We start from the raw sequence: 20,896 nt of genomic DNA, 5'->3' as shown, positions 1-20,896 counted from the left end.
GTCCCCCGCCGGGCGCTTCACTCGCTGGCCGTGAGCCCTTCCCACCGGGCGGCGAGAGCCGTCATCTCGCGCAGCACGCGTTCCCGTTCGGCCGGCGAGTAGCCCTTCAGCAACTGCTCGTCGAGCTCCCGGGCCCGCTTGCCGACCTCGGCCAGCCGCCGGGACCCCTCCTCCGTCAGGTGCAGCAGCTTGCGCCGGCCGTCATGCGGCGCCGTGTGCCGGACGATCAGCCCGTTGTCCTCCAGCCGACGGACGACGTCGGCCATCGTGGACCGGTCGAGCGCCACCGCCGAGGCCAGCGAGCCCTGATCGACGCCCGGATGGTGGTCGACCGCGGTGAGGACCGCGAACTGGGGGCCCGTCAGGACGGGGTCGACCACGCGGGTCCACAGGGCCACGTACGACTGGTGGAGCCGCCGGGCCACGTAACCGGGTGCGGCGAGAAGCGCCTGAGGGGTCGGGATCGCGCCCCTAATCGCCGACTTGCCCGATTCATCTGCCATGGGCCCACCTAATCATGACCCTGCGGCCGACGGCCTGGCCGTCGCCTCAGAGCGTCACCGTGCGGAAGCCCGCGTTGCCCATGCTGGAGTCGGGCGTGTTCGACGATCGGGCGGCGTTGCGGTAGCGGTTGCAGTAGGAGTCGTGGCACAGGTACGAGCCGCCGCGCAGGACCCGGAGCCTCGGGGCGACCCGGGAGCGCGGGTCGTGGACCCGCGCGCGGGCCCGTTTGGCGTACGCCCGTGGGTCGAACGGGTCGTCGCACCACTCCCAGACGTTGCCCACGGTCTGCCAGAGCCCGAACGCGTTCGGACGGTAGCTGCGCACGGGCGCGGTGCCCGGCCAGCCGTCCTCGGCGGTGTTGCGGTCGGGAAAGGAGCCCTGCCAGATGTTGGCCTGCCAGTCGCCCTGCGCGTCGAGGAGGTCGTCGCCCCAGGGGTAGCGGGCGCCTTCGAGGCCGCCGCGTGACGCGCGTTCCCATTCGGCCTCGGTGGGCAGGCGCCGCCCGGCCCAGGCGCAGTAGGCCCGGGCGTCGTTCCAGGTCACGTGCACGACGGGATGATCTTCGCGGTCGAGCAGGTCGGAGCCGAGGCCTTCCGGATGCCGCCAGCTCGCGCCTTCGACGGCGAGCCACCAGGGAGCGCGCGGCGAGCGGCCGATGACGTCCGCCCGCGGGTGGACCAGCGTGTGGAAGACCGCCGACATCCCCGCGAGCTCCGCCTCGGTGCGATAACCCGTCTCGCCGGCGAAGCGGGCGAAGTCGACGTTGGTGACGGTGGTCGCGTCGATGGCGTACGCGTCGAGCGTCACCTCGTGCACCGGCGACTCACCGTCCCCGGCCAGGCCGTCGCCGAAGGGGTCGCCCATGCGGAAGGCGCCGGCCTCGACATGGCACTGCTCGATCAGGTGGGCGCCGCGCCCGGCGGGAATCGGCTCGCGGCCCGGGGCGGCAGCCAGGTTCGGCATGCAGCAGGAAGAGGGGTCGGACCTATCGACAGGGGGTGACACTTGTGTCATGGTATCACCATTCCACTTGTGGCACGGTTAACTCCGTTACAACGACGGGCACATTTGATGAAGCTTGAGATTCTGCTGCTCGGCGCGCTGCTCCATCGCCCCAGCACCGGCTACGAGCTGAAGAGGTTCTTCGACACGCACGGCCGGTTCATGCGCTCGAACACGACCATGAGCCAGGCGTACCGGACGCTGGCGGCGATGGAGGAGCGCGGCTGGGTCGAGCACACGATCGAGGAGCGCGCCGGGGCGAGCAACGCCAAGCGCTACCACGTGACCGAAGAGGGCCACACGGTCTTCACCGACTGGCTGACGCGCCCGTACAACCCGCCCACGCGTTTCCAGGACCCCGACCTGTACGCGCGGCTGGGCAGTGCCGGGTTCATGACGGTCGAGCAGGTGATCGGCATCCTCGACGTCGAGATCAACACCCGGGTGGCGGAGGTCGCGCGGTACCGCCACCGTGACCGCAGCCGGTTCGACGAGCCGCCCCGGGGCTACGACGCCGAGCTCGGCGGCCAGATGGACGAGTGGCTCCACCGGCGCGGGGCCGAGGCGATGGACCGCCACATCGCCTCGCTCATCGAGCTGCGCCGCAGGCTCCTCGACGGAGAGCCGATCAACGCCGATCACGCCGAGGAGGCGACGCGATGAGAGCCATCATCCTCATGTTCGACAGCCTGAACAGGCACATGCTCGCCCCTTACGCCGACACCTTCGTCGACGCGCCCAACTTCGCGCGGCTGGCGGCCAAGGCGGTGACGTTCGACAACTTCTACGCCGGGTCGCTGCCGTGCATGCCGGCGCGGCGTGAGATGCACACCGGGCGGTACAACTTCCTGCACCGCAGCTGGGGCCCGCTGGAGCCGTTCGACGACTCGATGCCGGAGCTGCTCAAGCGGGCGGGCGTGCACACGCACCTGGTCTCCGACCATCCGCACTACTGGGAGGACGGCGGCGCGACCTACCACACCCGCTACAGCACCTGGGAGTTCTTCCGGGGCCAGGAGGGCGACCCGTGGAAGGGCGTGGTCGCCGACGACGGCGCCCCGGCGAGCCCGTACGGGGCGATGAAGCGGCAGGACGTGATCAACCGCACGTACATGCCGACCGAGGCCGAGCACTCGCAGACCCTGACCGTCGACGCCGGTCTACACTTCCTGGAGACCAACGCCGACGCCGACCGGTGGTTGTTGCAGATCGAGCTGTTCGACCCGCATGAGCCGTTCTTCACCCACCAGCACTACAAGGACCGCTACCCGCACGACTATGACGGGCCCGCGTTCGACTGGCCGCCGTATCAGAAGGTGCTGGAGCCGCAGGGGCAGGTCGAGCACGCCCGCCTGGAGTATGCCGCGCTGGTGTCGATGTGTGACCGCTCGCTCGGCCGGGTGCTGGACTTCATGGACGAGCACGCCATGTGGGACGACACCCTGCTCGTCGTCAACACCGACCACGGCTTCCTGCTGGGCGAGCACGGCTGGTGGGCCAAGTCGGTGATGCCGTGGTTCAACGAGCTGGTGCACCTGCCGATGTTCCTGTGGGACCCGCGGACCGGCGGGCGGGATCGGCGGCGGGGTGAGCTGGCGCAGACCATCGACATCGCGCCGACCGTGCTGCGCTACTTCGGCCAGGAGCCCACCCCTGACATGCAGGGCGCGGACCTCGCCCAGGACGGGCCGCTGCGGGAGGGTGCGCTGTTCGGCATCCACGGCGGGCACGTGAACGTCACCGACGGCCGCTATGTCTACATGCGCGCGGGCAGGGAGGCGGCCAACGGGCCGCTGGAGGAGTTCACGCTCATGCCCACCCACATGCGCAGCAGGTTCTCGGTGGCGGAGCTGCGGGACTGGGAGCCGGCCGAGCCGTTCGCCTTCACCAAGGGCCTGCGCACGATGCGGATGCCCGCCTCCCCGAGCTGGATGAACCCGTGGCAGCACGGCACCCTGCTGTTCGACCTGCACGAGGACCCGGCGCAGGAGAGCCCGATCGTGGACGACGACGTGGAGCTGCGGATGATCGAGCTGCTGCGCCGTCTCATGGTCGAGACCGACGCCCCGCCCAGCCAGTTCGAGCGCCTGGGCATCCCGCGCGAGGGCGCGGTCACCCGCGAGCACCTGCTGGTCCGCGAGCAGCGCGAACGCGCGGCGGCCGTCGCCGTGCCGCTGCCCGCGGGCGCGGAGTTCCAGGCTCCTGCCCTGCTCCGTGCGCCCCTCCTGGAGCTGCTGAGCGTCACCGGCGCCAAGGACGTCCTCGCGCAGGAGGCCCCGGCCCTGGTCCAGTCGGAGCTGCTCGCCGCCCCCGCCCCCATGAGCCTGCTGGACCTCGCCCGTCTCGGCTTCGTGCCCGCCGCGGTCCTGCGCCGCATCGACGAGCAGTTCGGCCTTCTTACGGCAACACCCGCCGCCTCGATCGACTGAGGCGACGGTCTCTCTATCGCAACACTGCAGACAGGGGCACCGCATGGATGCCAGCGCCTCCACCGCGTCCGTACAGCCAGGAGCGGCTCAGGCCGCCAACGTCCCCCATCGCTGGCGCAATCTCGCCGTCCTTTCCGGCGTGAGCGTCGTCGACAACACCGAAGCCGGTCTCATCAACACCGTCTTCCCCACGCTCGCGGCCGCGCTCCGGCTCAACAGCGGTCACCTCGGCATCATCGCGGCGCTCGGCAAGATCGCCAGCGTTCCGGCCGGCCCGTTCTGGGTGTGGCTGTCCAGCAGGATCGGCCGTCGTGGCGCGCTGGTCGCCACGACGGTGACCGGCGGCCTGTTCGGTATCGCCGCCGGTTTCTCCCAGAACTTCGTCCAGCTCCTCATCTGCTGCACCCTCATGTCCGCCGCGGTGATCGGCGGCTCGCCCATCGCCATGGCCGTCATCGCCGACTCCTTCGCCGACGAGCAGCGGGCCCGGGCGAACGGGATCTTCTTCGGTACGCTCCAGCTCGCCGCCATCGTCCTCGCGCCCGTCATGGCCGTCTTCGTCGGACTCGAGGACGGCTGGCGCTGGGCGCTGTGGACCCTCGGCGGCGTCTGCATCGTCGCCGGGTTCGTCGTCGCCGCCTTCTTCGCCGATCCGGGCATCGGATCCTCCGAGAAGCAGCTCGCCGACCTCGCGAACGAGGACCGGACGAAGGCGAAGGTCACCGTCGCCTCCGTGGTCGGGCTGTTCCGCATCCCCACGTACACCGTGATGATGGTGAGCCGGCTCCTGTCGGGACACCTGCTGATCGCCATCTTCGGCGTGCAGTTCCTGGTCACCGAGCGCGGCATCGACAACGCCACCGCCATCCTGGTGGCGCTCCCGTTCGGCGTCGGCTACAGCGTCGCCACGCTGAGCGCCGGCTTCATCCTGCCCCGGCTCGACCGGCTCATGCCGAGCAGGGGACGCGTCCTGGTCCTGCAACTGGCCCAGATCCTGTTCGCCGTCATCGCCTTCTTCGGCACGCAGTTCCGGTACGAGACGATCGTCGCCTACGCGGTCTTCTGGGCCCTGCTGGGCGCCTGTCAGGGCCTGAACCCGCCGGTCAACCGGCCCATCGTGGCCGGCGTCGTGCTGCCGGAGCTGCGCGGGCAGGCGTACGCGATCTGGCTGACGGTGTTCGAGACGATCGCCTGGGCGCTGTTCTCGCTCCTGGCGGGCTCGCTGGCGGCGACGCTCGGCATCCAGGGCGTGTTCCTGTGGGTGCTGGTCATCCTGATGATCGTCAACGGCCTCCTGCTCTCCGTCCTGTACGTCACCTACCCGCGCGACACCGCCCGGATCGGGCAGCAGCTCGAACTCCGCCGCCGGCAGGCGCTGGCGGACTGACGCCCGGTCACGACGTCTCCCGGTGAACCACACTGGCCCAGACGTCGGGCTCGGCCGGGGGCGTGTCCTCGACCCCGAGAGTATGGAGCGCGCGATGGGCGACGTACCTGCCCAAACCCGCCACATCCACGCGCACGCTCGTCAGCGCGGGCACCAGCAGCCGTGCCAGGGGACTGTCGTCGTGCCCGACCACCGCGAGGCGGCCGGGCAGGGCGATCCCCGCGCGCACGGCCGCTCCCACGACGGCGGCGGCGATGTCGTCGTTGTAGGCGACCACCCCGGTGACGCCGGAGTCCACCCAGTCCCGTACGGCGTCGGCCGTGGAGCCGTCCTCGTCGGAGACCGTCCGCACGTCGGCGATCTCGAGGCCGAGCTCCGCGGCGCGCGTCCGCGCCAGGGAGGCGCGGAGGCCGGCGAGCAGCTCCAGGCGCGGGTCACCCGTGCGGGCGACGGCCAGCCGGGCGTGGCCGCGCTCGTGGAGATGCTCCACCTGGAGGGCCGGCCCGGCTCGCAGGGACGGCACCTCGTGCAGCTCGGAGGGCTCATCGCCGCCGAAAAGCAGCCGCGCGCCCGCCTCCCGGCGCAGGACGTCGAGGTCGTCGCGGGGGAGGGGGACGACCGGGACGACGAGGTCGGGGTCGAGCGTCTCCCACAGCGGGCGGGAACGGCCGCCAGCGTGCCGGGTCCAGGTCACCAGCGAGTAGCCGGCGCGGTCCAGGACGAGGGTCGCCTCCTCCAGGTAGCGGCGCAGGCTGTGCTCCACCGGCCAGTCGGGCAGGATGAACAGGACGATGCGGTTGCTGCCCCGGGCGAGCGCCTGGGCGGCGGCGTGCGGCCGGTAGCCCAGGCGTGCGGCCTCGGCCAGCACCTTGCGCCGCGTCGCCTCCGAGATCGTCTGGCCCGGGGTGTCGTTGATGACGAAGCCCACCGTGGCCCGGGAGATCCCCAGGGACCGCGCGATGTCGCTCGCCGTCACCCGCCGTTCCCGTCCGCCCATGGCCGCCCTCCCGTTTCCCGACATGTTCCCCAACACGGCACTTGCGCGCGCTAGTGCCCCAAGGTTAGCGTCACATCGCCGGCAGCTAGCGCGCGCTAGCTCCACTCATCCCGCAGGACAGGAAGGTCACGACATGACCGACGGACGACCCGTCGTCGAACGGCTCACGCTCGAGGAGAAGGCGCGGCTCGTGTCCGGCGCCAGTTTCTGGACGACCGCGGAGGTGCCGCACGCGGGCGTGCCGGCCGCGCTGCTCACCGACGGCCCGCACGGCGTACGCCTGCAGCGGGCCGGGGTCGATCACCTCGGCCTCGCCGACAGCATGCCCGCCACGGCGTTCCCCACCGCGGCGGCACTGGGCTCGTCCTGGGACGACGGCCTCCTGCGCGAGGTCGGGGAGGCGCTCGCGGTCGAGGCCAGGGCGCTCGGCGTGGACGTGCTCCTCGGCCCGGGCGTCAACATGAAGCGCTCCCCGCTGTGCGGGCGCAACTTCGAGTATTTCGCCGAGGATCCGCTGCTGGCCGGCGTCATGGGCGCCGCGTGGGTCGCGGGCCTGCAGTCGCGCGGCGTCGGCGCGTCGGTCAAGCACTTCGCGGCCAACAACCAGGAGACCGACCGCATGCGCGTCAGCGCGGAGGTGGACGAGCGCACCCTGCGGGAGATCTACCTGCGCGCGTTCGAGCACGTCGTCCGCGAGGCGCGGCCGGCCACGATCATGTGCTCGTACAACCGGGTCAACGGCGTGTACGCGTCGGAGAACCCCTGGCTGCTCACGACGGTCCTGCGCGAGGAGTGGGGCTTCGACGGCTACGTGGTCTCCGACTGGGGCGCGGTGCACGACCCGGTCGCCGCCGTCCGGTCCGGCCTCGACCTGGAGATGCCGGGCACCGGGGGCCGCAGCGCCGCCGCCATCGTCGCGGCCGTACGCGCCGGCGAGCTGAGCGAAGAGGTCCTGGACGTCGCCGTGGAACGCCTGGTGGGCACCCACGACCGGCTGCGGCGGGGCCGCGCGGAGGCGGAGCCCGACTTCGACGCGCACCACGCGCTCGCCCGCCGCGTCGCGGCGGAGTGCGCGGTCCTGCTGAAGAACGACGGCGACCTGCTCCCGCTGGACCCGGAGTCCGGCGGCCCGATCGCGGTGCTGGGCGAGTTCGCGCGCACCCCGCGCTACCAGGGCGCCGGCAGCTCCCTCATCAACCCGACCCGGCTCGACGACGCCCTGACGGCGATCCGCGCCGCCACCTCGCGCGAGGTCGCGTTCGCGCCGGGGTTCCGCCTCGACGGGACGCCCGACGCCGTCCTGCTCGCCGAGGCGGTGGAGGCCGCCCGCGGCGCCGCCGCGGTGCTGCTGTTCCTCGGCGAGCCGTCGGAGGCCGAGTCCGAGGGCTTCGACCGCGAGGACCTGGACCTGCCGGAGGCGCAGCTCCAGCTGCTCGAGGCGGTGGCCGCGGTCAACCCGTCGGTCGCGGTCGTGCTGAGCAACGGCGGCGTCGTGCTGACCGGCCCGCTCACCGAGCACGCGGCCGCCCTGCTGGAGATGTGGCTGGCGGGCCAGGCGGGCGGCGGCGCCGCGGCCGACCTGATCTTCGGGCACGCCGACCCCTCCGGCCGGCTGGCGGAGACCGTCCCGCACCGGCTGTCCGACACGCCCGCGCACGTCAACTGGCCGGGCTCGGAGGGGCAGGTGCTCTACGGGGAGCGCCTCTACATCGGCTATCGCTGGTACGACCGCACAGGGCGGGACGTGGCCTTCCCGTTCGGGTTCGGGCTGTCGTACACCACGTTCGCCTACTCCGACCTGGCCGTGCACGTCCCCGACCCGGCCCGGCCCGAGGCCCGGGTCGAGGTCACGGTGACGAACACCGGCACGCGGGAGGGCGCCGAGGTGGTGCAGGTGTACGTCAGCGACCCCGTCGCCGACGTGGACCGTCCCGAACGCGAGCTGCGCGGCTTCCGCAAGGTCCGCCTGGCTCCCGGCGAGAGCGCCCGCGTGGTGATCGAGCTCGACGCCCGGGCCTTCAGCTACTGGAGCACCCGGCACGGGCAGTGGGTGGCCGAGCCGGGCGAGTACGGCGTGCACGTCGGCAGCTCCTCCCGCGACCTGCCCCTGGAACAGCGCATCCACCTGGACGTGGAGTCGCCGCGGGCCGCGCTCAGGGCCGACAGCACGCTTCAGGAATGGCTGGCCCATCCCCAGGGCAGGAAGATCGTCGAGGAGACCCTGCTGAAGGCCGCCGACGGTGAGCAGAGCTTCTTCACCGACCCGGCCAGCCAGGCGCTGATCGCCCAGATCCCGCTGGCGACCCTCCTCAGCATGGGCGCCTCCCAGGGCGGGCAGCAGCCGCCGGCCATGGACGACCTGCTGCGGATGGCGAACTCCGAGGCCCCGGCGAGCTGAGCGGGCGGCCGCGCGGTGACGGTCGCCGCGCGGCTCAGGAGTTCAGGACGCGTCCGGCGAAGGAGCGGAAGCGTCGTCGCTCTCGGGACGGCTCGGGGCCGTGATCAGGCCCGTAGGGTCGCCTCGCCATCGCCGCATTCGTGCGGGTCGATCATCAGATCGGATTACAGGGAGGGTCACCTCTCACCGGCAGTGCCCATGGCCGGGCTCATCGCTTGACCGGGACCGGCTTCCAGGCGGTGACGCCCAGGAGCTCCGTGGAGCCGAGGTCGAAAAGGCCGCTCACGCGCTCCCTGCCGGAGCCGGTGGTGACGACGAGCGTGGCGCCGACCGCGGGCGGACGGGTGGTGCCGCCGTAGGTGTTGCGCCACGCCAGGGTGAAGGCGGCCGATCGGCCCGGCCGTACGGTCACCGCCTTCGGCCCGGGATCCTTGATCGCGGTGGTGACCCGCCGGGCGCCCCGGTCGATCTCCACCTTCAGCGGCTCGCCGTCCTCGTCCAGGAGCCGGACGCGCGGATAGCCCTCGACCTGCCGCGCCGTGTCGCCGCAGTTGGTGAGCGTCACGGTCTGGACGCGCAGCCCCATCGCGGCATCGGGCGGTTCGGCATACAGGAGCAGTCCCGAGCCGGCGCAGGACGGGGTCGGGGGCGGGGACCACACCGTCGGCGGCTGCTGGGTCAGGGGGTGGCCGGGCGGGAGACCCGTCACCGTGGGACGAGCCGGCGCGGCCCCGGCGCCGGGAGCCTGCGCGCCGCAGCCGGCGAGGCAGATCAGGGCGGCGACGACGACGCAGACGCGCGCGGCGGGCGGGACGATCATCGGCATCATTCTGCCGTGGAAACCCGATGCCGCGGTCGTCCGGGCGGCGCCGGGCCTCCTGCGCGCCCCATCAGCGCGTCGCCGCCCAGGTTCGCCCGGATGCGCTCGGACTTCGGCGTGGGAGAAAGGGACGGCGACCAGGTCCGCCTCGGGGAAGTCGGTGACAACCCCGAGGACGAGGACGCGGGCCATCCGGTTGTCCGGAGTCAGTCCACGGAGGTGTCCCAGGCTTCCTGACGTACCTCCAGGTGCGGGGAGGCGCGCAGGTCACGGAGGAGTTCCCGCCACGGGGCCGCCCACTCGGTGCGCTGCCCTCCCGACTGGGTGAGCATGAGCGCGAACAGGCCGCCGGACAGGTCACCGCGGCCGGCCAGACGCCGGGCCGCGGGCAGCGCGACCGCGATCGGCAGCGGCGGCGGCCGCCGTCCGTACTCGCCGAACAGCTCCGAGACGGCCTGGCCGGCCGTCCGGGATGCGAGCACCGGCCGGTCCGCGAGCAGGTCGGCCAGGGCGCACAGGGCATCGGCGAGTTCGTCCCCGTCCGTTTCCCTGGGGAGCAGGGCCACACCGAGCTCGGCCACCTGGGGCAGCAGGAGGGGCTGGGAGGCGAGCACGTCCATGGCGTCCCGGGCGAGCCGCCGCCGCCACGGCTCCGCCTCCTCCTCCAAGGGCGCGGCCAGTCTCCGGGCGATGGTGTCCACGCGTTGCCTGGCCGGTGTCCGCAGGTCCTCCCCGGGTACGGCGGCGGCCAGCCTGGCCAGGACGTCCAGCGCCTGGGACCGGATCGCCCCGGCCCGCAGCAGCCCCAGGAACACCGCCATCCCCTCCCCGGTCGTCCCCGGATCGGCCACGGCCTCGATGATCTCGTCGAAGCCGCCCCGGTACCAGTGCGCCCACACGGCGAACGCCTTCGACCCGCGGAAACTCACCCCGGGCAGGTCGGCGGCCATGAGGAGGCGCCGTACCAGGTCCGCGTACCGGGGGCGGGCGGCAGAGGCGTACTCCATCGGGTCGGCCTGGAAGAGCGTGCGCAGCATCGGCTCGCCGGCGTGCCGGCCGGCGGCGTCGCCGAGCGCGTCCAGGGTCCGCGGGTCCTCGGGGATCGTACGCAGCACCGAGGCGACGGCGACCCGTACGTCCCGGTGCAGCCCCGGGTCCGCCCACGCCCGCAGCAGCACGTCCACCGCGCCGGGCGGGCGGTTGCGGCCCAGCTGGCGGGCGGCCAGCTTGCGCAGCGTCACCTTGCTGCCGGGAGCGGTCAGCGCCTCCTCCAGCAGCGGCCCGAGCAGGGACGGAGGCGTCGAACGGCAGCAGCGGGCCAGCGCGGCCACCGCGACGCGGGAGGCCGACCCGCCGGCGTGGCCCACGAGCACAGGCACCGCGCGGGCGGGCTCGCCGGCGTGCGCCATGGCCGTGACGGCGGCTTCGGCCAGCATCGTCTCCTCCCGGTCCGCCCATGCGGCGAGGAGGTCCAGCCCGCCGCCGATCCGGCCGGTCGCCTGGACGGCGGCCAGCCACGCGGCGATGGGCAGCCCTTCGTCGTGGACGGCGGCGGTGAGCTCGGCGCGGACCCTTTCGCGCTGGGCGGGCGTCCACCGTCCGGCGTCGCCGCCGTCGACCCGCGGCACCCACGCGGGGTCCGCGAAACGGCCGCTGCGGTGGCCGTCCAGGAGGGGGAGGAGGAGGTCGGTACGACGCCGGGCCACGGTCCGCCAGACGGCGGGCAGCGTCACGGCGGACGCGTCCTCCCGCACAAGCCAGAGCACCCGCTCCTCCCGCGCGATCCCGGGGCCACTCGACCGCTCCGGCGTTTGCACCCCAGAGGCGGCTGCGGCACGAGTCTTCCGCAGGCGGCGATGAGGACGGTTCAGCCACAAGCCGACAGCCTCGCGGGCGAGCGGCTCCGGCGCCGTGCGGATGGCGGCGCGCAGGTCGTCCTGGAGTTCCGCGAGCGCCCATGAACGGCGGCCGAGCACGTGGGCGAGGGCCACGGCCAGGGTGAAGTCCTCCCGCTCGCGTGCGGCACGAAGGTGCGGACGCAGCACCGCCAGCAGGTCGTGCTCCTGCCCCGCACGCAGCACCCGGTCCAGGCGGTGCGACTCCGCGACCGGGCCGCGGGCGCGGTGGCGGCGGCGGACGGGGGACGGCCGGGGCTCCCGACCGGGCAGGCCGCTCGCGCCGTGCCGCGCCACGAGCCTCCCGTACGTGCCCAGCGCCCACGCCGTCAGCGCCGGCGCGGTCGCCGGGTCGTGGTGCCGCAGGACCCGGCCGGCCAGGCTCCGCAGCTCGTCCTGGGTGGCGGGGGAGGAGTCCGGGGCCTCGACGGCGTCCGCGGCGATGCGCTCCAGCGTCCCCGCGCAGGAGTCGTCGAGCAGCGCGGGCGGGACGTCCCCCAGAGCGGCCAGCAGATCCCGGCGGAGCGGGTCCTGTTCGTTGGCGGTGCGCAGGGCCAGGTCGGCCAGGAGCGCGTGGAGCGCCGCCCGGTCCCGGGTCCGGGCCGTGCACTGGATCAGCAGCGTCCTGGCCAGCCCGCGCCGCCGCGGGTCCCCGGCCACGGCGGCCTCGCGCAGCGGGCCGACGGCCTCCTCGTAGGGCAGGTAGGAGGTGAGCTTCAGCGGAATATCCGGATTGTCCAGGCGAGAACGGGGCGAGTGCCACACCGACTCGTGCCAGGCCAGCATGCGCCTCGCCTCGGCCGCCGCCGACTCCGGAGGCAGCCATCTGAGCAACCGCATCGCCCACAGCCCGGTGGAACCGCCCCTCCGCGCGGCGACCGCCTCGAAGATCGCGGCCCGGCGGGCGGGCGGCAGCGAGGGCAGCACCGGGTCGAGCCGGTGTTCGGACGAGGCCAGACGCAGGATCTCCGCGTCCGAGCCCGACCGCAGGTGGCGGAGCACCGCTTTCGCCGGTCCCTCCCAGCCGGTCGCCACGGGGTCGGCGAACAACTTCCCGGCTCGCGCGGCATCCACCCTGAACAGCGCGTTCACGACCGCGGCTGGCAGGCCGCGGAGGCTGTGGCGCAGATCGGGCCGTTCCAGCAGAGCCAGCATGCGGGCCGGCTCGGCCAGGGCCGCGAGCATCACGCCCGCCCCGCGGCGGCGCCACCAGCTCCACGCATGAACGCCACCCGCCAGCTCCTGCTCGGCCACCGCCATGATCGCGCCCGGATGCCGTTTGGCCAGCGCCGTCCAGGACGTCACCGCGTGGGCGACGTCCGGCAGCCATCGCGCGACGGTCTCGGCACCGCAGGCCGGCAGCAGCGCCGCCGCCTCACGCGGCCCCCACCGTGCGTTGACGTCCGGCAGGAGCGCTTCGGCCAGCGCGTGCCGGCGACCGAGCGCCAGCGTGCGATACAGCGCGAACCGCAGCTCGGCAGGGGCGTCCTCGAACGCCGCGGCCACCGCCGGATCCGGCACGGGCAGGGTCCGCACCGCACGCAGCGCCGCGCGCCGCAGCCCCATGTCCGGCCCGGCGAGAACCTCCCGGACATGGTCGAGGTCGCGGGCCGCCATGGCCACGTGCAGCGCCGTACGCCGGGCGTACCGATCCCGCGCGGACAGCTCGTCCAGGAGAACGCGCAACTGGGAGGTGCCGGCCAGCCGGCGGGCGTGGAGCGCCAGCGCCCGCATGCGCCGCGGGTACGGCAGAGGCGCGAAACGCGCCAGCAAGGCATCGGCGGAGATGTCGAGGGCCGGCTCCTCGGCCGGCTCGATGGGCCTCAACGGGCCGGGCGGAGACCGCCCTTTCCACAAGTCATGCCGACGATACTGGCCGATCATCGCCTCGCCGCGCAACCCCGGCCGGCGAACCTCCTGAGCACGGTGGTGTGTGCCGGCAACTCGGACGCCGGCCCTTTCGCAGGAGACGGCGGTCGGAACGGGGTCAGCCCTCGATGTCCGCGAGCTGGTCCTGGGCCGGGTCCGGGCGGTCTTCGCGGGCGGGTGCGCAGCTCTGGCCGCAGCCGCCGAAGCGGGCCGTGTTCACCGGGGTGAAGTCCGCGGCCGGCACGTCCTTCAGCGCCGCCATCATGGTGTCCTTCCAGATCGGCCCGGGCACCGAGGCGCCCGCCACCGCGCCGAAGGTGCGGCCGCCGATCGTGACGCCGGTCAGCTTGTAGCGCTGGGAGCCGCGCGGGTCGCCGACGCTGACCGCGCCCGCCAGGTCGGGGGTGAACCCGGCGAACCAGGCCGTGGCGTACCCGTCCGTGGTGCCCGTCTTGCCCGCCGCCGGGCGGCCGATGCCGCCGACCCCGCGCATCGTGCCCTTGGTGAACACGCCGGACAGGACGTGCGCGGTCGCGTCGGCCACCTCCGGGTCGAGCGCCTTGCGGCACGACGGCTCGTACGAGGTCGCCTGGCCCGTGCTCGCCTCCGTCACCTTGGTGATGACCATGGGCGCGCAGTACGTGCCGCGGGCCGCGACGGCCGCGTACGCGGTGGCCACGGTCACCGGGTCCATCTCGTTGATCCCGAGCGTGAACGTCTCGTACTCCTGCAGCGGCCCCCCGTCCGCCCGCCTGATGCCCAGCGACTTGGCCGTCTGCACCGTCTCGCACAGGCCGACCCGCTGCTCCAGCGCCATGAAGAACGTGTTCACGGACCCCCACGTACCGGTCGCGAGCGTCTTGAAACCGGGCGAACCCTCGTCATTGGTGACCGTCCAGGACGGGATGCCCATGTTCTGGCCCTTGCAGTTCTTGAACGAGGCGTAGCCGGGGGCGGTGTAGGCGTTGGTCACGCTGATCCCGTCGTCGATCTTCATGCCCTGCGCCAGCGCCGTGATCAGCGTGAACGTCTTGAACGTCGAGCCCGCCTGGAAGCCGATCAACCCGCCGTGCCGCTTGTCCGCCACCGGGTTGTAGGAGATCTCGTTCCGCTTGGCCGAACGGCCGTAGGGGCGGCTGGCCGCCATCGCCTTGATCTCGCCGGTGCCCGGCTTGACCAGCGCCTCGGCGGCGACGGGGCGGTCCGAGGCGAACACGTGCTTCCTGATCGCCGTCTCCGCCGCCCGCTGCGCCTTCGGGTCCAGGGTCGTGTAGATCTTCAGGCCGCCGCGGGCGAAACGCTGCTTCCTGGCCCGCTCGGTCCTGCCGAAGGCGGGGCTGGTGAGCAGCTCATGACGTACGTATTCGCAGAAGTAGGGGTAGCGGCCGGCCTGGCAGCCGTTGGGAGCCTCGACGCCCTTGTAGCCGAGTTTCGCCGCCTTGGCGCGCGCCGCCTGATCCGGTGTGATCCGGCCGAGTTGCGCCATCCGGTCCAGCACCACGTTCCGGCGCTCCAGCAGCAGCTTGCGGGGTTGCTTGCCGAGCCCGGGGTCGGTCCTGTTGGGGTTCTGGACGGCGCCGGCCAGGGTCGCCGCCTGGGTCAGGTTGAGGTCGGCGGCCGAGACGCCGAAGAAGCGCCGCGCCGCCGCCTCCACGCCGTTGGCGCCCGCGCCGAAATAGGCGATGTTCAGATATCGGCGGAGAATCTCGTCCTTGGAGTACTTCTCCTCGACGCCCATCGCGTACCGCAGCTCCTTGAGCTTGCGCGCGTAGCTGGCCTCCAGCGCCTTGTTCTTGCCCTCCTCGGTGTCGGCCGAGTTCAGCAGGACCTGCTTGACGTACTGCTGGGTGATCGACGAGCCGCCCTGGGCGATGCCGCCCGAGCTGAGGTTCTTGGCCAGGGCCCGGGCGGTGCCCTCCAGGTCGAGCGCGCCGTGCTCGTAGAAGCGGTAGTCCTCGATGGCGACGATCGCCGTCTTCATCACGTCCGCGATCTGGTCCAGCCGCACTTCCTTGCGGTTCTCGGCGTAGAACTGGGCGATGCGGTCGCCCTCGGCGTCGTACACGACGGAGGTCTGGGCCAGGGGCGGCTCTTCGAGCTGGGCGGGCTTGAGATCAAGCATCTCGGTGGCCGAGACGAACAGGGAGCCTGTGCCGCCCACGGTGGGCAGCGCGATCGCGGCGACCACCGTGCCGGCGGCCACGGCCGCTCCGGTCAGGCGGGCAAGGCTCCACAGGGGGCTCGAAGGGGACATGGGCGTCATGACAGCACAGAGCCGTTCGCGCTGTCCAAGACTGATATGCCTTGATTGTCGATATTCGAATGGATATCACTGCAGGCCGGAGCGCCACCGTCCGGGGACGGCGGCGCTCAGCGTCGCGCAGGTCACTCGCCGGTCATCGCGGCATGCATGCGCAGGTACGGCTCGGCGTCCTTCGGCCTGTTCTGGCGCTGCAGCGTACGGCCGAGGAGCAGGCAGGCGTACCCCTCCGCCGGGTCGCGCTCCAGCACCAGCCGGAGCTCGGCCTCGGCCCGGCCCAGCTGGGCCGAGTGGTAGTAGGCGCGGGCCAGCAGCAGCCGGGCCGCGAGGCTGTCCGGCGCCGCGGCCACCACCTGGGCCAGGATGCGGGCGGCCCCGATGTAGTCCTGCGAGTCGAAGAACCGGCGCCCGCGCTTGTACTCCTCGGCCAGCTTCTCGATCGGCATGTTCACTCCTGTCCGGTGTGCGGAAGGCGCTCGGCGGGGATGACGCCCAGGCGGCCGGCCTGGTAGTCCTCCATCGCCTGAAGGATCTCGGCGCGGTTGTTCATCACGAAGGGGCCGTACTGGACGACCGGCTCGCGGATCGGCTGCCCGCCGAGCAGCAGCACCTCCAGGTTCGGCTCCGCCTGCGGCTGGGCCGGGTCGGCGGCGACGGTGATCGCCCCGCCCTGGCCGAAGACGACCAGCTGTCCCTTGCGCACCGGCGTGCGCTCGTCCCCGGCGTAGCCGTGTCCGGCCAGCACGTAGGCCAGGGCGTTGTAGGCGGGGTTCCACGGCACCTCCAGCCGGGCGCCGGGGCTCACCGTGGCGTGCACCATCGTGATCGGGGTGAACGTGACGCCCGGACCGGCGTGGCCGTCCAGCTCGCCGGCGATCACCCGCAGCAGCGCGCCGCCGTCGGCCGAGGAGAGCAGCGCCGCCTGGCGACCGCGGATGTCCTGGTAGCGGGGCAGGTGGAACTTGTGCGCCTTGGGCAGGTTGACCCACAGCTGGACGCCGTGGAACAGCCCGCCCGAGACCACCAGGTGCTCCGGCGGCTTCTCGATGTGCAGCAGGCCCGAGCCCGCGGTCATCCACTGGGTGTCGCCGTCGGTGATCGTGCCGCCGCCGCCGTTGGAGTCCTGGTGCTCGAAGATGCCGTCGATGATGTAGGTGACGGTCTCGAAGCCGCGGTGCGGGTGCCAGGGGGTGCCCTTGGGCTCGCCGGGCGCGTACTCGACCTCGCCCATCTGGTCCATGTGGATGAACGGGTCCAGCGCGGACTGCGGCACGCCGGCGAAGGCGCGCCGTACCGGGAACCCCTCGCCCTCGAACCCGCTGGGCGCGGTCGTCACCGACTTCACGGGCCGCCGCGTGACGGTGGCCGGGTCGGGCGTGGCGACGCGGGGCAGGGCCAGGGTGTCAGCGGTGATGGCGGGCATGACCCCTCCTCTTTGGTTGAAACTTCAATCGGTTGCTCGCCACAACGCATGGGTGCCGCCGGGCATTCCCGGCCGCGCGTACCTTGGAGCCATGCGATCTGCCGTCGTCGTTCCCGGTGGGAATGTCGGGCCGCAGGCGGGCGTCACCTGGCGTCAGGGCGACGGTCAGCAGAACTCTCGCATGATGCGCATCAGCTCGTCGGGCCGCAGGGGCGGCTCCGGCAGCGGATGCGCCGCCGGGGCGCGGAACCCGTCGAGGATCAGCGCCAGATGCCGCCGCCACACCTCGGGCCGGACGGCGGTGGTGGCCTCGACCGTGCGGGCGATGCCCCACGTCACGAACACCATGTCCTCCAGCGTGCAGTCGGGTCGCAGCACCCCGGCCTCGTGCGCGCGCTCGATGATCCGCGACATCATCGCGTAGCCGAGTGCCGGGTCGCCGGCCGGGGTGGGCTGCGGGCCCCGGCGCGAGACGAGGTCGTTGTAGCCGCGGTCGGCGGCCTGCAGCTCGCACACTCGCTCCAGGAAGTGCACCAGCCCGCTCCACGCGTCCGGCAGCGACAGGGCGTGCTCCGAGATCCGCACCACGGTGGCGGTGCGGTCGCTGAAGACGGCGTCGACGAGGTCGTCGCGGCTCGGGAAGTGGTTGTAGAGGGTGCCGCTGCTCACCCCGGCCGTACGGGCGATCTCGTCGAGGGGGACGTCCAGCCCGCGGGCGGCGAACAGCTCTCTTGCGGCCGTCACCAGCAGGTCGCGGTTGCGTTGCGCGTCTCTTCTGAGCGGTCTGGCGGAGGTCGGCATGCGGTCGATCGTAGGCGAAGTTGAGAACACTCCCAACTTGTGCGTATGCTTCCGGCACAGAACTTGGGAGTGCAGTCAACTTAGCTGAATGCATTAAGGAGCAGTCATGCCCAGAACTCTCGCCATCTTCGGCGCCGGCCCCGTCATGGGCCTGTCCCTCGCCCGCCGCTTCGGGCGCGAGGGCTTCCGGATCGCGCTCGTCGCCCGGACCAGGGCGAACCTCGACCACCTCGTCGCCGAACTCGCCCGCGACGGCATCGAGGCGGCCGGATTCACCGCCGACGTCTACGAGCGCGGCCGGCTCGCCGCCGCGGTCGCCGCCATCAAGGAGGCGTACGGGCGGATCGACGTCGCCGAGTTCAGCCCCGGCGGCGGGAACATGGGGGAGGGGATCGCGGCGACGCTCGACGTGGACGTCGAGAACGCGCGGGTGATCCTGGATCGGTTCGTGCTCTCGGCGGTCGCCCTGGTGCGGCAGGTGCTGCCCGACATGGTCGAGCGGGGCGACGGCGCGATCCTGTTCACCGCGGGGCAGTCGGGGATCTACCCGACGCCGGGCCTGGGCAACGCCGGCATGGCGCAGGCGGCGCTGCGCAACTACTTCCACACCCTCAACACCGAGCTCGCGGGCAAGGGTGTGTACGTGGGGGCGGTCAACGTGGGGGCGCTGATCGAGGGCAGCGTGCCGCACCGGGGGATCACCTCGTCCTCGGTGCCGCTCGAGTTCGAGCCGGAGGTGATCCACCCGGACGTCCTCGCGGACGGCTTCTGGGGGCTGTACGCGAAGCGGGACCGGGTGGAGGTGCTGGCGGGCAGCTTCGGCCGGTAGGCGGAAGGACCGGTCAGGACGACTGGACGGGCAGCCCCGCGGCCGTCCAGTCCTCGATCCCCTCGCGGTACTTGCGCACGTCGGTGTAGCCCAGCGCGGTGAGCCGGCCGGCGACCTGGCCGCTGTTCGGGCACGCCGGGTTGGAGCAGTACGTGATGATCGCGGCGTTCTTGTCGGGCAGCAGCGCGGATGCCTGGGCGTCCACGTCGGCCGGGGCCAGGGGGACGGCACCGGGGAGATGCTGCTGGGCGTAGTACGCGCCGCCGAGCGCATCGACCACGGTCACCGTGCCCGCCTCGATGGCGGCCGCGAGGGCGTCCCGGGTGATCAGAGCGGTCATGGCATTGCCTCCAGAATAAGTCGGACTGCGGTCCGGTTACGCGGGTAAGGCGTTACCGGACCGCAGTCCGATTTTGCAATCCGGGGCGGGCGGCTCCTCGTTACTTGCCGAATCCGGCGGTCAGACCGGCCAGCAGCTGGCGGCGGCCGACCACGTACAGGATGAGGATGGGGACCGAGGTCAGGACGACGGAGGCGAGCACCGCGGGCACGTTGATGCTGTACTGGCCCTGGAAGGTCCACAGCGCCAGCGGCAGCGTGCGCTGCTCGGGGCTCTGGGTGAGGATCAGCGGCAGCAGGAACCCGTTCCAGATGGTCAGGGCGTTGTAGATGGTCACCGTCACCACGGCGGGCCTGGTCAGGGGGAGCGCCAGGTGCCAGAGCGTGCCGAGCTCGCTGGCGCCGTCGAGGCGCATCGACTCGAACAGCTCCTTGGGCACGTCCCTGATGAAGTTCGACAGGATCAGCACCGACAGCGGGATCGCGAACGCGATCGACGGCAGGATGAGCGCCATGGGCGTGTCGTAGAGACCGAGCTTGATGATGATCAGGTAGATCGGGATGATCGTGGCCTGGTGGGGGATGGCCAGGCCCATGAGGAACGCCGAGTTGGTCCAGCGCAGGAACCGCCCCCTGCCGCTGCGGACGATCGCGTACGCCGCCATGAACGACACCGCCACGGCGGGCGCGACCGCGCCGACCGTGACGACGACGCTGTTCATGAAATATCGGATGAAGTCAGACTCGATGACCATCTGATAATTGGCCAGCGTGGGTTCGGCCGGCGGCACGAGGGGGTTCTCGACGTAGTAGTTGCTCTGCGACTTGAAGCTGGTGATGACGATCCAGTAGATCGGCACGACCACGACCGCCAGCCAGAACCAGGCGACCAGGCCGCCCAGCCAGTTGGGGCGGCGGGTCACCCTCTTGGGGCCGGGAGCGGAGTGCCGCGCCGCCGCCTGCGAGGTGTTCTTCGCGAGGGTCGTCGTCATGTCAGGCACCTTCCAGCTGACTGTGGCTCGCGTCCCGGCCGCCGAGGCGGCGCAACAGCAGCGCCAGCGCCAGGCCCACCAGGACCAGGATGACGGCGATCGCGCTGGCCGGGCCCATCAGGTTGGCCTGGAAGCCCCTCTTGTACATCTCCAGGGCGAGCACCCGGGTGGCGTCCCCAGGGCCGCCGGCGGTGAGCACGAAGATGAGGTCGAAGAAGACCAGCGACCCCACGACCATCAGCGTCGAGGACGTGATGATCGTGTACTTGAGCTGGGGCAGGGTGATGCTGAAGAACATGCGGACCCGGCCGGCGCCGTCGATCTCGGCGGCCTCGTACATCGAGCGCGGGATCTGGCGCACGCCACCCTGGTAGATCAGCGAGTGGAACGGGATGAACTGCCACGACACCACGAAGATCACGACGCTGAAGGCGAGGACGGGCTCACCGAGCCAGTCCTGCACGAGCAGCGGGATCCCCAGCCCGGCGCCGAGCCCGAAGTTCGGGTCGAGCAGCGCCTTGTAGGTGATCGCGATGGCGGCCGAGCTGAGCAGCAGCGGGATGAAGTAGATCACCGAGAGCACCGCACGGTAGCGCTGGAAGCCGGCCAGGAACGTGCCGAGCAGGATGCTCGCCGGTGTCTGCACCACCCACGACATCGCGATGACCAGGAACGTCACCCACAGCGCGTGCGGCAGGCCGGGATCGGAGAGCACGGCGCGCCAGCTGTCGAAGCCCGCCGGACGGATCTCGCCGAGCCCGTCCCAGGCGGTGAAGCTGAGCACGAAGACCCCGATGAGCGGGATGACGCCGAAGCCGACGAAGAACAGCAGGGCCGGTACGGCCAGCCAGGCCAGGCCGCGCCCCTGGCCGCCGGGCACGGCGGCCGAGATCGAGGCCGCCCGCGAGGTGGGCATCCGCTTCCACCCCGCCCGCGGCTCGATGGACCGGG

General features: G+C 72.2%; 17 protein-coding genes. 5 read left to right on the top strand and 12 right to left on the bottom strand.

The features are described from left to right. Nucleotides 1-17: 17 nt before the first annotated feature. Both AB0L65_RS61065 and AB0L65_RS61060 read right to left on the bottom strand, forming a co-directional pair. Complete coding sequence (locus tag AB0L65_RS61065; protein ID WP_364266624.1) at nucleotides 18-503, bottom strand: MarR family winged helix-turn-helix transcriptional regulator; 486 nt, start codon at nucleotides 501-503, stop codon at nucleotides 18-20. Between the two features lie 46 nt (nucleotides 504-549). Beyond that, nucleotides 550-1,467, bottom strand: a complete 918-nt coding sequence (locus tag AB0L65_RS61060) for a formylglycine-generating enzyme family protein (RefSeq protein ID WP_364266621.1) — start codon at nucleotides 1,465-1,467, stop codon at nucleotides 550-552. Nucleotides 1,468-1,575: 108 nt separating this feature from the next. Here AB0L65_RS61060 and AB0L65_RS61055 point away from each other — a divergent pair, with 108 nt between their 5' ends. From AB0L65_RS61055 to AB0L65_RS61045, 3 genes are read left to right on the top strand one after another with little or no spacing between them, the layout of a single operon-like run. Further along, nucleotides 1,576-2,169 (top strand): PadR family transcriptional regulator, encoded by a 594-nt coding sequence (locus AB0L65_RS61055; RefSeq protein ID WP_350741099.1) that lies wholly within the window; start codon nucleotides 1,576-1,578, stop codon nucleotides 2,167-2,169. After that, on the top strand, nucleotides 2,166-3,935 hold the full coding sequence (locus tag AB0L65_RS61050; RefSeq protein ID WP_364266618.1) for a sulfatase: 1,770 nt from the start codon (nucleotides 2,166-2,168) through the stop codon (nucleotides 3,933-3,935). Before AB0L65_RS61055 ends, AB0L65_RS61050 begins: the two co-directional genes overlap by 4 nt. A gap of 43 nt (nucleotides 3,936-3,978) precedes the next feature. Then, nucleotides 3,979-5,322, top strand: coding sequence for an MFS transporter (locus tag AB0L65_RS61045; RefSeq protein WP_364266615.1), 1,344 nt, complete (start codon nucleotides 3,979-3,981; stop codon nucleotides 5,320-5,322). 7 nt (nucleotides 5,323-5,329) lie between these two features. On the opposite strand, the gene AB0L65_RS61040 is transcribed toward AB0L65_RS61045, so the two are convergent. Beyond that, on the bottom strand, nucleotides 5,330-6,319 hold the full coding sequence (locus tag AB0L65_RS61040; protein WP_364266612.1) for a LacI family DNA-binding transcriptional regulator: 990 nt from the start codon (nucleotides 6,317-6,319) through the stop codon (nucleotides 5,330-5,332). Between the two features lie 133 nt (nucleotides 6,320-6,452). On the opposite strand from AB0L65_RS61040, the gene AB0L65_RS61035 reads away from it, so the two are divergent. Next, nucleotides 6,453-8,717 carry a glycoside hydrolase family 3 C-terminal domain-containing protein gene (locus AB0L65_RS61035; RefSeq protein WP_364266609.1) on the top strand — a complete coding sequence of 755 codons (2,265 nt, stop codon included), beginning with the start codon at nucleotides 6,453-6,455 and terminating at the stop codon, nucleotides 8,715-8,717. Between the two features lie 208 nt (nucleotides 8,718-8,925). On the opposite strand, the gene AB0L65_RS61030 is transcribed toward AB0L65_RS61035, so the two are convergent. From AB0L65_RS61030 to AB0L65_RS61005, 6 genes are all read right to left on the bottom strand, one after another. Then, complete coding sequence (locus tag AB0L65_RS61030) at nucleotides 8,926-9,537, bottom strand: DUF4232 domain-containing protein (protein WP_364266606.1); 612 nt, start codon at nucleotides 9,535-9,537, stop codon at nucleotides 8,926-8,928. Nucleotides 9,538-9,743: 206 nt separating this feature from the next. Next, on the bottom strand, nucleotides 9,744-13,259 hold the full coding sequence (locus AB0L65_RS61025) for a hypothetical protein (protein WP_364266603.1): 3,516 nt from the start codon (nucleotides 13,257-13,259) through the stop codon (nucleotides 9,744-9,746). Between the two features lie 160 nt (nucleotides 13,260-13,419). Then, nucleotides 13,420-15,555, bottom strand: coding sequence for a transglycosylase domain-containing protein (locus AB0L65_RS61020; protein WP_364266600.1), 2,136 nt, complete (start codon nucleotides 15,553-15,555; stop codon nucleotides 13,420-13,422). A 131-nt stretch (nucleotides 15,556-15,686) separates the two neighbouring features. Then, the gene (locus tag AB0L65_RS61015) at nucleotides 15,687-16,007 is read right to left on the bottom strand and encodes a tetratricopeptide repeat protein (protein ID WP_364266597.1); all 321 of its coding nucleotides are present in this window, start codon (nucleotides 16,005-16,007) and stop codon (nucleotides 15,687-15,689) included. 2 nt (nucleotides 16,008-16,009) lie between these two features. Then, nucleotides 16,010-16,984 carry a pirin family protein gene (locus AB0L65_RS61010; RefSeq protein WP_364266594.1) on the bottom strand — a complete coding sequence of 325 codons (975 nt, stop codon included), beginning with the start codon at nucleotides 16,982-16,984 and terminating at the stop codon, nucleotides 16,010-16,012. A gap of 165 nt (nucleotides 16,985-17,149) precedes the next feature. Further along, nucleotides 17,150-17,785: a helix-turn-helix domain-containing protein gene (locus AB0L65_RS61005; RefSeq protein ID WP_364266591.1), complete on the bottom strand. Its 636-nt coding sequence runs from the start codon at nucleotides 17,783-17,785 to the stop codon at nucleotides 17,150-17,152. Nucleotides 17,786-17,891: 106 nt separating this feature from the next. Here AB0L65_RS61005 and AB0L65_RS61000 point away from each other — a divergent pair, with 106 nt between their 5' ends. Next, entirely contained in the window at nucleotides 17,892-18,614 is a 723-nt protein-coding gene (locus AB0L65_RS61000; protein WP_364266588.1) for an SDR family NAD(P)-dependent oxidoreductase, read from the top strand. A gap of 13 nt (nucleotides 18,615-18,627) precedes the next feature. Here the strand turns inward: AB0L65_RS61000 and AB0L65_RS60995 are convergent, their stop codons facing one another. From AB0L65_RS60995 to AB0L65_RS60985, 3 genes are all read right to left on the bottom strand, one after another. Next, nucleotides 18,628-18,954: a rhodanese-like domain-containing protein gene (locus AB0L65_RS60995; RefSeq protein ID WP_364266585.1), complete on the bottom strand. Its 327-nt coding sequence runs from the start codon at nucleotides 18,952-18,954 to the stop codon at nucleotides 18,628-18,630. A gap of 100 nt (nucleotides 18,955-19,054) precedes the next feature. After that, complete coding sequence (locus AB0L65_RS60990; RefSeq protein WP_364266583.1) at nucleotides 19,055-19,945, bottom strand: carbohydrate ABC transporter permease; 891 nt, start codon at nucleotides 19,943-19,945, stop codon at nucleotides 19,055-19,057. A gap of 1 nt (nucleotide 19,946) precedes the next feature. Continuing rightward, on the bottom strand, nucleotides 19,947-20,861 hold the full coding sequence (locus AB0L65_RS60985; protein ID WP_364266664.1) for a sugar ABC transporter permease: 915 nt from the start codon (nucleotides 20,859-20,861) through the stop codon (nucleotides 19,947-19,949). Nucleotides 20,862-20,896 lie beyond the last annotated feature (35 nt).

The sequence above is a fragment of the Nonomuraea sp. NPDC052116 genome (genome assembly GCF_040680035.1).
In the GTDB taxonomy this organism is placed as follows: Bacteria; Actinomycetota; Actinomycetes; order Streptosporangiales; family Streptosporangiaceae; genus Nonomuraea; species Nonomuraea angiospora_A.
This window is presented reverse-complemented; position numbering and strand designations above follow the sequence as displayed.

Excerpts from the sequence above, each read along its gene's own strand:
- AB0L65_RS61055 (WP_350741099.1), top strand. The coding sequence starts at position 1,576 with ATGAAGCTTGAGATTCTGCTGCTCGGCGCGCTGCTCCATCGCCCCAGC.
- AB0L65_RS61000 (WP_364266588.1), top strand. The coding sequence starts at position 17,892 with ATGCCCAGAACTCTCGCCATCTTCGGCGCCGGCCCCGTCATGGGCCTG.
- AB0L65_RS61030 (WP_364266606.1), bottom strand. The coding sequence starts at position 9,537 with ATGATCGTCCCGCCCGCCGCGCGCGTCTGCGTCGTCGTCGCCGCCCTG.
- AB0L65_RS60990 (WP_364266583.1), bottom strand. The coding sequence starts at position 19,945 with ATGACGACGACCCTCGCGAAGAACACCTCGCAGGCGGCGGCGCGGCAC.
- AB0L65_RS61040 (WP_364266612.1), bottom strand. The coding sequence starts at position 6,319 with ATGGGCGGACGGGAACGGCGGGTGACGGCGAGCGACATCGCGCGGTCC.
- AB0L65_RS61045 (WP_364266615.1), top strand. The coding sequence starts at position 3,979 with ATGGATGCCAGCGCCTCCACCGCGTCCGTACAGCCAGGAGCGGCTCAG.
- AB0L65_RS61005 (WP_364266591.1), bottom strand. The coding sequence starts at position 17,785 with ATGCCGACCTCCGCCAGACCGCTCAGAAGAGACGCGCAACGCAACCGC.
- AB0L65_RS61015 (WP_364266597.1), bottom strand. The coding sequence starts at position 16,007 with ATGCCGATCGAGAAGCTGGCCGAGGAGTACAAGCGCGGGCGCCGGTTC.
- AB0L65_RS60985 (WP_364266664.1), bottom strand. The coding sequence starts at position 20,861 with ATGCCCACCTCGCGGGCGGCCTCGATCTCGGCCGCCGTGCCCGGCGGC.
- AB0L65_RS61065 (WP_364266624.1), bottom strand. The coding sequence starts at position 503 with ATGGCAGATGAATCGGGCAAGTCGGCGATTAGGGGCGCGATCCCGACC.
- AB0L65_RS61035 (WP_364266609.1), top strand. The coding sequence starts at position 6,453 with ATGACCGACGGACGACCCGTCGTCGAACGGCTCACGCTCGAGGAGAAG.
- AB0L65_RS61060 (WP_364266621.1), bottom strand. The coding sequence starts at position 1,467 with ATGCCGAACCTGGCTGCCGCCCCGGGCCGCGAGCCGATTCCCGCCGGG.
- AB0L65_RS61010 (WP_364266594.1), bottom strand. The coding sequence starts at position 16,984 with ATGCCCGCCATCACCGCTGACACCCTGGCCCTGCCCCGCGTCGCCACG.
- AB0L65_RS61050 (WP_364266618.1), top strand. The coding sequence starts at position 2,166 with ATGAGAGCCATCATCCTCATGTTCGACAGCCTGAACAGGCACATGCTC.
- AB0L65_RS61020 (WP_364266600.1), bottom strand. The coding sequence starts at position 15,555 with ATGTCCCCTTCGAGCCCCCTGTGGAGCCTTGCCCGCCTGACCGGAGCG.
- AB0L65_RS60995 (WP_364266585.1), bottom strand. The coding sequence starts at position 18,954 with ATGACCGCTCTGATCACCCGGGACGCCCTCGCGGCCGCCATCGAGGCG.